Annotated in this window: 9 protein-coding genes; all 9 read left to right on the top strand. The window is 46.7% G+C overall.

Annotated features, from left to right (window positions below):
• Positions 1-309 (top strand): EF-Tu C-terminal domain-related protein (locus LZU85_RS18245; protein ID WP_237288044.1); only part of this gene is annotated, 309 nt, incomplete at its 5' end.
• A gap of 232 nt (positions 310-541) precedes the next feature.
• On the top strand, positions 542-922 hold the full coding sequence (gene secE, locus LZU85_RS18240; protein WP_176298325.1) for a preprotein translocase subunit SecE: 381 nt from the start codon (positions 542-544) through the stop codon (positions 920-922).
• 13 nt (positions 923-935) lie between these two features.
• Complete coding sequence (nusG, locus tag LZU85_RS18235) at positions 936-1,484, top strand: transcription termination/antitermination protein NusG (protein WP_011079196.1); 549 nt, start codon at positions 936-938, stop codon at positions 1,482-1,484.
• Positions 1,485-1,626: 142 nt separating this feature from the next.
• The gene (gene rplK / locus LZU85_RS18230; protein WP_011079197.1) at positions 1,627-2,055 is read left to right on the top strand and encodes a 50S ribosomal protein L11; all 429 of its coding nucleotides are present in this window, start codon (positions 1,627-1,629) and stop codon (positions 2,053-2,055) included.
• A gap of 4 nt (positions 2,056-2,059) precedes the next feature.
• On the top strand, positions 2,060-2,761 hold the full coding sequence (gene rplA, locus LZU85_RS18225; RefSeq protein WP_176298324.1) for a 50S ribosomal protein L1: 702 nt from the start codon (positions 2,060-2,062) through the stop codon (positions 2,759-2,761).
• A gap of 290 nt (positions 2,762-3,051) precedes the next feature.
• On the top strand, positions 3,052-3,540 hold the full coding sequence (gene rplJ / locus LZU85_RS18220; protein ID WP_011079199.1) for a 50S ribosomal protein L10: 489 nt from the start codon (positions 3,052-3,054) through the stop codon (positions 3,538-3,540).
• Between the two features lie 60 nt (positions 3,541-3,600).
• Complete coding sequence (rplL, locus tag LZU85_RS18215) at positions 3,601-3,966, top strand: 50S ribosomal protein L7/L12 (protein ID WP_039431518.1); 366 nt, start codon at positions 3,601-3,603, stop codon at positions 3,964-3,966.
• 252 nt (positions 3,967-4,218) lie between these two features.
• Positions 4,219-8,247, top strand: coding sequence for a DNA-directed RNA polymerase subunit beta (gene rpoB / locus LZU85_RS18210; protein ID WP_237288042.1), 4,029 nt, complete (start codon positions 4,219-4,221; stop codon positions 8,245-8,247).
• Between the two features lie 75 nt (positions 8,248-8,322).
• A complete protein-coding gene (gene rpoC / locus LZU85_RS18205) occupies positions 8,323-12,525 on the top strand; it encodes a DNA-directed RNA polymerase subunit beta' (RefSeq protein ID WP_176298322.1) in 4,203 nt (1,400 codons plus the stop codon).
• Positions 12,526-12,615 lie beyond the last annotated feature (90 nt).

Below are 12,615 nucleotides of genomic sequence, written 5' to 3'. Positions count from 1 at the left end.
CTAGCTAAGCCTGGTTCAATCACTCCACACACTAAGTTCGAGTCAGAAGTATACGTACTTTCTAAAGACGAAGGCGGTCGTCATACTCCGTTCTTCAAAGGCTACCGTCCACAGTTCTACTTCCGTACAACTGACGTAACTGGTGATATCTCTCTTCCAGAAGGCGTAGAAATGGTAATGCCTGGTGACAACATCCAAATGCAAGTTGAGCTAATCTCTCCAATCGCGATGGACGAAGGTCTACGTTTCGCGATCCGTGAAGGTGGCCGTACTGTAGGTGCTGGTGTTGTTGCTAAAATCTTTGAATAAGATTTGACGAACAGCTAGTAAAAAGGGCATCATTTGATGCCCTTTTTCTACGCTCAATATAATTTTTGCTGCTTTATTGTGCAGGCTTATCTTGAGTGAAGAAGAATTGGTTGAGCAGTGACGCTTGATCAGAATAAATGCGCTGTCGCAAACCGTGTGCAGCGATATGGAGTTTGCCCTGCCACAGCGGGGTTGTTGTCGTCTATATTAAGACTTATGACAGGTTGGTTTTATGAAAGCAAATAATGCTGAAACTCCTGATGGCTCGAATGCAGCAGATACAATGAAGTGGATAGTTACTTTTGTACTGCTTGCCGCTGCTGTTGTGGGTAATTACCTGTATGGTGATCTGTCTGTGGTGATTCGCGCTGCAGGTGTTGTTGTACTTATTGCTGCTGCGCTTGGTGTGGCTGCAACAACGACCAAAGGTAAAGAAGCGATTGTGTTTGCCAAAGAATCTCGTATGGAAGTACGCAAAGTGGTTTGGCCTACTCGCCAAGAAACGATGCAAACAACGTTGATTGTTTTGGCTGTAAGTATAGTAATGGCTCTGGTTTTGTGGGGCATTGACGGCATCATGGTTCGTCTAATTGCTTTCGCAACTGGGGTATAGAGGGTTGTAATTCATGAGTGAAGCTCCTAAAAAACGCTGGTATGTGGTTCAAGCCTTCTCTGGATTTGAAGGCCGTGTAGCTCAGTCTTTGCGTGAGCATATCAAAATGCACGGTATGGAAGAGTATTTCGGTGAAGTTCTAGTGCCGACTGAAGAAGTCGTAGAAATGCGCGCAGGTCAACGCCGTAAATCTGAGCGCAAGTTCTTCCCAGGTTACGTCCTTGTTCAAATGATTATGAATGATGAATCATGGCACCTCGTTCGCAGTGTGCCGCGTGTCATGGGCTTCATTGGTGGTACTTCTGACCGCCCTGCACCGATTTCTGATAAAGAAGCGGACGCGATTCTTAATCGCCTAGAGAAAGCAAGTGAAGCCCCTCGTCCACGTACTATGTACGAAGTGGGTGAAGTGGTTCGTGTTAACGAAGGTCCATTTGCTGACTTTAACGGTACGGTTGAAGAAGTGGATTATGAGAAGAGCCGCCTAAAAGTGTCTGTATCGATCTTTGGTCGTGCAACACCGGTCGAGCTTGAGTTTGGTCAGGTTGAAAAGCTTGATTAAAAAAGCACCTTAATTGGGCTTGTACTAGGCGCGAATTATGACTATAATTTCGCGCCTTTTTGCTTCTATTGAGCAAAAAGAATTGTTGATAACGGGGAGCTGATCTGAGATTAGCGTTTGAACCCAAGAATTAGGTATTATCATGGCTAAGAAAGTTGAAGCTTATATCAAGCTGCAAGTTGCTGCTGGTATGGCGAACCCAAGTCCACCGGTTGGTCCTGCACTAGGTCAACGTGGTGTTAACATCATGGAATTCTGTAAAGCGTTCAACGCAAAAACAGAATCAATGGAAAAAGGTCTTCCTGTTCCTGTTGTTATCACTGTATACAGCGACCGTTCTTTCACGTTCGTAACTAAGACTTCACCTGCTGCTGTTCTATTGAAGAAAGCTGCTGGTATCAAGTCTGGTTCAGGTCGTCCAAACACTGAAAAAGTGGGTACTGTAACTGACGCTCAAATCCAAGAGATCGCAGAAGCTAAAGCTGCTGATATGACTGGTGCTGACATCGAAGCGATGAAGCGTTCTATCGCAGGTACTGCTCGTTCAATGGGCCTAGTGGTAGAGGGTTAATATCATGGCAAAACTAACTAAGCGCATGCGCGTTATCCGCGAAAAAGTTGATGTAACTCGTGAATACGAAATCAACGAAGCTGTTGCTCTTCTTAAAGAATTAGCGACTGCTAAGTTTGTTGAGTCTGTTGATGTTGCTGTTAACCTAGGCATCGATGCTCGTAAATCTGACCAAAACGTACGTGGTGCAACTGTACTGCCACACGGTACTGGCCGTGACGTTCGCGTTGCAGTATTTGCACAAGGTGCAAACGCTGAAGCAGCGAAAGCAGCTGGCGCAGACATCGTTGGTATGGAAGATCTTGCTGAGCAAGTTAAGAAAGGCGAAATGAACTTTGACGTAGTTGTTGCTTCTCCAGATGCAATGCGCGTTGTAGGTCAACTAGGTACTATCCTAGGTCCTCGCGGTCTAATGCCAAACCCTAAAGTTGGTACTGTAACTCCTAACGTTGCTGAAGCGGTTAAGAACGCGAAAGCTGGTCAGGTTCGTTACCGTAACGACAAAAACGGCATCATCCACACAACTATCGGTAAAGTAGATTTCTCTGCAGAGCAAATCAAAGAGAACCTAGAAGCACTTCTAGTTGCTCTGAAGAAAGCTAAGCCATCTTCAGCTAAGGGTTCTTACCTGAAGAAAGTAAGCATCTCTACTACGATGGGTGCTGGTGTTGCTGTCGATCAGGCTAGCCTGAGCGCTCAAGCATAATCTATTTGCTTAGGCGCAAAAATTATGTATAATTTTGCGCCTAATATTTGTGGTTGGGGCTGAACTTTGGTTCTTTGAGTAACTTGTTGCTCTATGAATTAAGACCCAGTCTCCGTCCAAGACCGTAGGTGCCAGTTTTCGAACTGACTTAATTTTCCTACGTAGATGGTGCCCGAACTGACAGAAAGCTCTATGTAAATAGTTACCTTTCTTCTGGGAAAAGCACCTCAATAGCTCTCACTGTTGTGATAATAGTGAGTGGTGTAACAACAACCAGGAGTTAATCCAAGATGGCTTTAAATCTTCAAGACAAAAAAGCAATTGTTGCTGAAGTCAACGAAGCTGCCGCTGGTGCACTTTCTGCAGTTGTAGCTGATTCTCGTGGCGTATCTGTTGATGCGATGACAACTCTACGTAAGCAAGCTCGTGAAGCGGGCGTTTACATGAAAGTTGTACGTAACACACTAGCACGCCGTGCGGTTGAAGGTACTCAGTACGAGTGTCTAACTGACACTTTCACTGGTCCTTCTCTAATCGCATTCTCTAACGAGCACCCAGGTGCTGCAGCGCGTCTTTTCAAAGACTTCGCTAAAGAGAACAAAAAATTCGAGATCAAAGCTGCTGCATTCGAAGGCGCGCTAACTGACGCTGAAGTACTAGCAACGCTACCAACTTACGACGAAGCAATCGCACGTCTAATGATGTGTCTGAAAGAAGCTTCTGCAGGCAAGCTGGTTCGTACTATCGCTGCTATCCGCGACCAAAAAGAAGCTGCGTAATTCGCATTGCTTTTTACTGGTTGCTTAATAAACTTATTGTTGACTTAAAAGAGAATTGTTATGTCTATTACTAACGAGCAAATCCTAGACGCTATCGCAGAAATGTCTGTAACACAAGTTGTTGAACTGATCTCTGCAATGGAAGAAAAATTCGGTGTTACTGCTGCAGCTGCAGTTGTAGCAGGTGGCCCAGCAGCAGCTGCTGTTGAAGAGCAAACTGAATTCAACGTTATCCTAGCTTCTGCTGGTGCTAACAAAGTTGCTGTAATCAAAGCAGTACGTGGCGCAACTGGTCTTGGCCTGAAAGAAGCTAAAGCTCTAGTTGACGGCGCTCCAGCTGCACTGAAAGAAGGCGTTGAGAAAGCTGAAGCTGAAGCTCTGAAGAAAGAGCTAGAAGAAGCTGGTGCAACTGTTGAGATCAAGTAATTTATTGCTTAATCTCCTAGCCTAACGGCTAATGGCTGGTGGTTTATTGACCACCGGCCTTTTTGCGCTGTAGGGTATAGGCGAATTTTCCTGCTGTTTAAGCGCCTGATATCCATGCAAAAAACATTTCATTCATTCGCAATGAGGTGTCACTACAGTAAACAGTTATATTAGTCTCTGTCCCTTACCCCCCTTAAGTAACTAGGAGTGGGCGGACAGTTTGGGTCACTTATCAGCGAGCTGAGGAACCCCATGGTTTACTCTTATACCGAGAAAAAGCGCATCCGTAAGGACTTTGGTACTCGTCCACAAGTTTTGGACATTCCATACCTGCTATCGATCCAGCTCGATTCGTTCGATAAATTTATCGAACAGGATCCTGAAGGACAGTACGGTCTTGAGGCTGCTTTCCGTTCTGTATTCCCTATTCAGAGCTACAATGGTAATTCTGAGCTGCAATACGTTAGCTACCGTCTTGGTGAGCCAGTTTTTGATGTTAAAGAATGTCAAATCCGTGGTGTAACTTATTCAAAACCACTTCGCGTAAAACTACGCCTAGTTATTTTTGATAAAGACGCGCCTGCAGGCACTGTAAAAGACATTAAAGAACAAGAAGTCTACATGGGTGAGATTCCACTCATGACAGACAATGGTACCTTTGTGATTAATGGTACCGAGAGGGTTATCGTATCTCAGCTGCATCGAAGCCCAGGTGTGTTCTTCGACAGCGACAAAGGTAAGACTCACTCTTCTGGTAAAGTTCTGTACAACGCGCGTATCATTCCTTACCGTGGTTCATGGCTTGATTTTGAGTTTGATCCTAAGGACAACCTGTACGTACGTATCGACCGTCGTCGTAAGCTACCATCAACCATCATTCTTCGTGCACTAGGTAAGAGCACTGAAGAGATCTTGGATACTTTCTTCGAAAAAGTGAATTTCGAAGTGAAAGACCAAACGCTGATGATGGAGTTGGTACCAGATCGTCTACGTGGCGAAACGGCAACGTTTGATATCGAAGCAAATGGTACAGTCTACGTTGAGAAAGGTCGTCGTGTAACGGCACGCCATATCCGCCAACTAGAAAAAGAAGGCGTTGATCAGATCGAAGTACCAGTCGAGTACATCGTAGGCAAAGTGTCGTCTAAAGACTACGTCAACGAAGCGACCGGCGAAATCATCGTTGCTGCGAACCAAGAAATCAGCCTTGAAGCACTGGCTAAGCTTTCTCAAGCAGGTCACAAGCAGCTAGAGGTTCTGTTCACCAACGATCTAGACCATGGCCCATTCATGTCAGAAACACTGCGTATCGACAGCTCTGTTGATCGTATTTCTGCACTGGTAGAAATCTACCGCATGATGCGCCCTGGCGAGCCACCAACAAAAGAAGCCGCTGAAGCTCTATTCGAAAGCTTGTTCTTCTCTGAAGAGCGTTATGACCTATCGACTGTTGGCCGCATGAAGTTCAACAGCTCAATTGGCCGTGAAGATGCTCAAGAGCAAGGCACACTAGATGAAACTGACATCATCGAAGTGATGAAAAAGCTGATCGCTATCCGTAACGGTATTGGTGAAGTGGACGACATCGACCACCTAGGTAACCGTCGTATCCGTTCAGTTGGCGAAATGGCAGAAAACCAGTTCCGTGTTGGTCTAGTACGTGTTGAACGTGCAGTGAAAGAACGTCTAAGCCTAGGCGATCTTGACGCAGTGATGCCACAAGACCTGATCAATGCGAAGCCAATTTCTGCGGCAGTAAAAGAGTTCTTTGGCTCTTCTCAGCTGTCTCAGTTTATGGACCAAAACAACCCGCTGTCAGAAGTTACACACAAGCGTCGTATTTCTGCATTGGGTCCTGGTGGTCTTACTCGTGAGCGTGCTGGTTTCGAAGTTCGAGACGTACACGTAACTCACTACGGCCGCCTATGTCCGATCGAAACGCCTGAAGGTCCGAACATCGGTCTGATCAACTCTCTATCAGCATTTGCACGTTGTAACGAGTACGGCTTCCTAGAGACGCCATACCGTCGTGTTGTTGATGGTGTTGTGACAGACGAAGTGGATTACCTATCAGCTATCGAAGAAGGTCAATTCGTTATCGCTCAGGCGAACGCGAAGCTGAACGAAGATGGTACTTTTGCCGATGAGCTGATCACTGCTCGTCAAAAAGGCGAATCTGGTCTGCACCCACGCGAACATGTTGATTACATGGACGTTGCAACCAACCAAGTCGTATCGATCGCAGCATCGCTAATCCCGTTCCTAGAACACGACGATGCTAACCGTGCTCTAATGGGTGCGAACATGCAACGTCAAGCGGTTCCAACTCTGAAGTCAGAGAAGCCACTTGTCGGTACAGGTATTGAGCGTAACGTAGCGGTTGACTCTGGTGTAACTGCGGTTGCTAAACGTGGCGGTATTATTCAGTCAGTTGATGCTTCTCGTATCGTGGTGAAGGTTAATGAAGAAGAGTTGATCCCTGGTGAAGCGGGTATCGATATCTATAACCTAACCAAGTACACCCGTTCTAACCAAAACACCTGTATCAACCAGCGTCCATGTGTGATGCCTGGTGAGCCAGTATTACGTGGTGATGTGCTTGCTGATGGTCCTTCAACAGACCTAGGTGAACTTGCACTTGGTCAGAACATGCGTATCGCGTTCATGCCTTGGAATGGTTACAACTTTGAAGACTCGATCTTAGTATCTGAGCGCGTAGTTCAAGAAGACCGTTTCACGACTATCCACATTCAAGAACTGACTTGTGTGGCACGTGATACTAAGTTGGGATCTGAAGAGATCACAGCGGATATTCCAAACGTAGGTGAGTCTGCTCTGTCTAAACTAGACGAGTCAGGTATCGTTTACATCGGTGCTGAAGTGAAGGGTGGCGACATCCTGGTTGGTAAAGTAACACCAAAAGGTGAAACTCAGCTAACGCCTGAAGAGAAGCTACTACGTGCGATCTTCGGTGAAAAAGCATCGGATGTTAAAGATACGTCACTACGTGTACCAAACTCTGTTTCAGGTACCATCATCGACGTTCAAGTTTTCACTCGCGATGGCGTAGAGAAAGACAAGCGTGCGCTTGAAATTGAACAGATGCAGCTGAAAGAAGCGAAGAAAGACCTGACGGAAGAGTTCCAGATTCTGGAAGGTGGTCTTCTAAACCGTGTTAAAGCGGTACTTATCGCTGGTGGTTACGCTGAAGCGAAGCTGGATTCAACCGATCGTAAGAAGTGGTTAGAGCTGACTCTTGAAGACGACGCACTGCAAACTCAGCTTGAGCAACTTGCAGAGCAGTACGACGAGCTAAAAGCAGACTTCGATAAGAAGTTTGAAACTAAGCGTCGTAAGATCACTCAAGGTGATGATTTAGCGCCTGGTATTCTGAAAATCGTTAAAGTTTACCTAGCGGTGAAACGCCGTATCCAGCCTGGTGACAAGATGGCAGGTCGTCACGGTAACAAGGGTGTTATCTCTAAGATCAACCCTGTTGAAGACATGCCATACGATGAAAAAGGTCAGCCTGTAGACATCGTACTGAACCCACTGGGTGTACCTTCGCGTATGAACATCGGTCAGATCCTAGAAGTACACTTGGGTCTAGCAGCGAAAGGTATTGGTGACAAGATCAACCAGATGGTGAAAGAGCAGCAAGAACTCGCGAAATTCCGCGAATTCCTGCAAAAAGTTTACGATCTAGGCGAAACTCGCCAGAAAGTAGACATCGCTTCTCTGTCTGATGAAGAAGTTCGTACTCTGATTGGCAACCTACGTGGTGGTCTACCGATTGCGACTCCAGTATTTGACGGTGCGTCTGAAGCATCAATCAAAGAGCTACTGAAACTTGGCGGTCTGCCAGAGTCAGGTCAGCTAACTCTGTTTGATGGTCGCACAGGTGATGCGTTTGAGCGTCCTGTAACCGTAGGTTACATGTACATGCTGAAACTGAACCACCTTGTAGATGACAAGATGCACGCACGTTCTACTGGCTCGTACAGTCTGGTAACTCAGCAGCCACTAGGTGGTAAAGCTCAGTTCGGTGGTCAGCGTTTCGGTGAGATGGAAGTATGGGCACTAGAAGCATACGGTGCTGCTTACACGCTACAAGAAATGCTAACGGTTAAGTCGGATGACGTTAACGGCCGTACTAAGATGTACAAAAACATCGTAGATGGTAACCACGCGATGGAACCTGGCATGCCAGAATCGTTCAACGTATTGTTGAAAGAGATCCGCTCGCTAGGTATCAACATCGAGCTAGAAGACGAACAGTAATCCGTCCGGGTTATTTGGTAGAAAGCAGCCAGTTTCACACGGCTGGCTGCTTTTAACTCCTTACAGGAGCTGATTGTGAAAGACTTATTAAACTTTCTGAAAGCACAGCATAAGACCGAAGAATTTGATGCAATCAAAATCGGTCTGTCTTCACCAGACATGATTCGTTCATGGTCTTTTGGTGAAGTTAAAAAACCTGAAACGATCAACTATCGTACGTTCAAACCTGAACGCGATGGTCTATTCTGTGCGCGTATCTTTGGCCCAGTAAAAGACTACGAGTGTCTTTGTGGTAAATACAAGCGCCTGAAGCACCGTGGTGTGATCTGTGAGAAATGTGGTGTAGAAGTTACTCAGACTAAAGTTCGTCGTGACCGTATGGGCCACATCGAACTGGCTTCTCCAGTTGCTCACATCTGGTTCCTAAAATCGCTACCGTCTCGTATCGGTCTACTGATGGATATCCCTCTACGTGATATCGAGCGTGTTCTGTACTTCGAAATGTACGTAGTCACTGAACCAGGTATGACGGATCTAGAAAAATCTCAGATGCTCACTGAAGAAGAGTACCTGGATCGTCTAGAAGAGTGGGGAGATGAGTTTACTGCGAAAATGGGTGCAGAAGCGATCAAGGACCTACTAGGTTCAATGGATCTGCATGCTGAAGTTGAGCAGATGCGCGAAGAGCTAGATACCACTAACTCTGAAACTAAGCGTAAGAAACTGACTAAGCGTTTGAAGCTGGTTGAAGCGTTTATCTCTTCAGGCAACAACCCTGAGTGGATGATCCTAACTGTACTTCCAGTTCTTCCGCCAGATCTACGTCCTCTAGTACCACTAGATGGCGGTCGCTTTGCGACTTCAGATCTGAACGACCTATACCGTCGTGTGATCAACCGTAACAACCGTTTGAAGCGTCTTCTAGAGCTAGCAGCTCCGGACATCATCGTACGTAACGAAAAACGTATGCTGCAAGAGTCTGTTGATGCGCTACTGGATAACGGTCGTCGTGGTCGTGCGATCACAGGTTCGAACAAACGTCCTCTGAAATCTCTTGCTGATATGATCAAGGGTAAACAAGGTCGTTTCCGTCAGAACCTTCTAGGTAAACGTGTAGACTACTCTGGCCGTTCTGTAATCACAGTAGGTCCATACCTTCGTCTGCACCAGTGTGGTCTTCCTAAGAAGATGGCACTTGAGCTGTTCAAACCGTTCATTTACAGCAAGCTTGAAACTCGTGGCCTAGCGACGACAATCAAAGCGGCTAAGAAGATGGTAGAGCGTGAAGAAGCGGTCGTTTGGGATATCCTAGACGAAGTAATCCGTGAACACCCAGTACTGTTGAACCGTGCACCGACACTTCACCGTCTTGGTATCCAGGCGTTCGAACCAGTACTAATCGAAGGTAAAGCGATCCAGCTACACCCACTAGTGTGTGCGGCTTACAACGCGGACTTCGATGGTGACCAAATGGCGGTTCACGTACCTCTAACCCTAGAGGCACAGCTTGAAGCTCGTACTCTGATGATGTCGACAAACAACATTCTGTCGCCAGCGTCAGGTGATCCGATCATCGTACCTTCTCAGGACGTTGTATTGGGTCTGTACTACATGACTCGTGAAATGATCAACGCGAAAGGCGAAGGCATGTACCTAGCAGGTCCTGCTGAAGCTGAAAAAGCATACCGCACTAAAACTGCGGCGCTACACGCTCGCGTAAAAGTTCGTATCACTGAGACAGTGGTCGATGAAGATGGTCACAGCACAACAGAAACTAAGATGGTGGATACCACTATTGGTCGTGCCATGTTGTGGCAAATCGTACCGAAAGGCCTACCGTTCAGCATCGTTAACCAAAAGCTAGGTAAGAAGCAGATTTCTAACCTACTTAACGAGGCATACCGTAAGCTAGGTCTGAAAGACACAGTAATCTTCGCTGACCAAATCATGTACACAGGTTTTGCTTACGCAGCACTTTCTGGTGTGTCTGTTGGTATCGACGATATGGTTGTACCGCCAGCGAAGTACACTGAAATCGCAGAAGCAGAAGAAGAAGTACGTGAAATCCAGGAACAGTACCAGTCTGGTCTTGTAACTGCGGGCGAACGTTACAACAAAGTGATCGATATTTGGGCATCAACCAACGATCGCGTAGCGAAAGCGATGATGGAGAACCTTTCTTCTGAAACGGTCATTAACCGTGACGGTGAAGAAGAGCAACAAGAGTCTTTCAACAGCATCTACATGATGGCGGACTCAGGTGCTCGTGGTTCTGCAGCTCAGATTCGTCAGCTAGCAGGTATGCGTGGTCTGATGGCGCGTCCAGATGGTTCAATCATCGAAACGCCGATCACTGCAAACTTTAAAGAAGGTCTAAACGTACTTCAGTACTTTATCTCAACGCACGGTGCTCGTAAGGGTCTTGCGGATACGGCACTGAAAACAGCGAACTCGGGTTACCTAACTCGTCGTCTAGTAGACGTTGCACAAGACGTGGTTGTAACAGAGCACGACTGTGGCACGCTAGAAGGCGTTGAAATGATGCCTCATATCGAGGGTGGTGACGTTAAAGTAGCATTGACTGAGCTTGCACTAGGCCGCGTGGTTGCTGAAGACATCGTTAAGCCTGGTACTGAAGAAATTCTTATCCCGCGTAACACGCTATTGGATGAGAAATGGTGTCAGATCATCAATGACAACTCAGTTGACAAGATCACTGTACGTTCTGTTGTAACGTGTGACTCTGACTTTGGTTGTTGTGCGCAGTGTTACGGTCGTGACCTAGCACGTGGTCACCTAGTGAACCAAGGTGAAGCAGTCGGTGTTATCGCTGCTCAGTCTATCGGTGAACCTGGTACACAGCTAACGATGCGTACGTTCCACATCGGTGGTGCGGCATCAACAGCGGCAGCAGAAAATAGCATCCAAGTGAAGAACAACGGTTCTGTTAAGCTGAACAACGCGAAGTTCGTTATCAACAAAGATGGCAAGCTAGTTATCACTTCTCGTGCATCAGAGCTGACTATCATTGATGAATTTGGTCGTACCAAAGAGAAGCACAAACTGCCTTACGGTTCTTCACTGAACAAAGCAGATGGCGATTCAGTAACTGCTGGTGAAACAGTAGCAAACTGGGAAGCGCACACCATGCCAATCATCACTGAAGTGGCAGGTCGTGTTCAATTCGTTGATATGATTGATGGCGTAACGGTTTCTCGTCAAACAGACGATCTAACAGGTCTATCTTCAAGCGAAGTGACGGATGCAGCGGCTCGTCCAGCTGCAGGTAAAGATATGCGTCCGGCTATCAAACTTGTTGATGCAGCAGGTAAGGATGTAATGATCCCTGGTACTGATATGCCAGCGCAATACTTCCTACCAGGTAAAGCGATCGTAAACATCGAAGATGGCGCTGAGATGGGTATCGGTGACACACTTGCTCGTATTCCACAGAAATCGGGCGGTAACCGAGACATCACCGGTGGTCTACCACGCGTAGCTGACCTATTTGAAGCTCGTAAGCCGAAAGAGCCAGCTATCCTTGCAGAATACTCAGGTACTGTAAGCTTCGGTAAAGAGACCAAAGGTAAGCGTCGTCTGATTATCACTCGCGAGGGTGGTGATACATACGAAGAGATGATTCCTAAGCATCGTCAGTTGAACGTGTTCGAAGGTGAACGTGTTGAACGTGGTGACGTCATTGCTGACGGTCCAGAAGCTCCACACGATATCCTGCGTCTACGTGGTATCCACGCAGTAACACAGTACATCGCGAACGAAGTTCAGGAAGTTTACCGTCTCCAAGGCGTTAAGATTAACGATAAGCACATCGAGACTATCGTTCGTCAGATGCTACGTAAGTGTACTATTACTCATGCTGGTGACTCTGAGTTCCTACCAGGCGAGACAGTAGAATACTCACAAGTGAAGATTGCTAACCGTAATCTTGAAGCAGAAGGCAAAGAGCCAGCTCGCTTCGAACGTGAGCTACTAGGTATCACTAAAGCGTCTCTAGCGACTGAATCGTTTATCTCTGCGGCATCGTTCCAGGAAACGACTCGCGTACTAACAGAAGCTGCGGTTTCTGGTAAGCGTGATGATCTACGTGGCCTGAAAGAGAACGTAATCGTTGGTCGTCTGATCCCTGCTGGTACAGGTTTTGCGTACCACCAAGATCGTCAGGCGAAACGTGCTCAGGAGCAAGAAGGTCCATCAGCAGCGCAAGCAACTGATAACCTAGCGGCACTACTGAATGCAGGTTTCTCTTCAGACGAGTAATCGCTGATTGAAGCATAAAAAAGGCACCTTTCGAGGTGCCTTTTGTTTATCTGTCTTTTTTACATCGCGTTTATTTACGAATGGCCATTC

The organism is Vibrio floridensis, assembly GCF_021852965.1.
Lineage (GTDB): Bacteria > Pseudomonadota > Gammaproteobacteria > Enterobacterales > Vibrionaceae > Vibrio > Vibrio floridensis.
The sequence above is the reverse complement of the archived record's forward strand: the minus strand, read 5'-3'. Positions and strand labels throughout refer to the sequence as shown.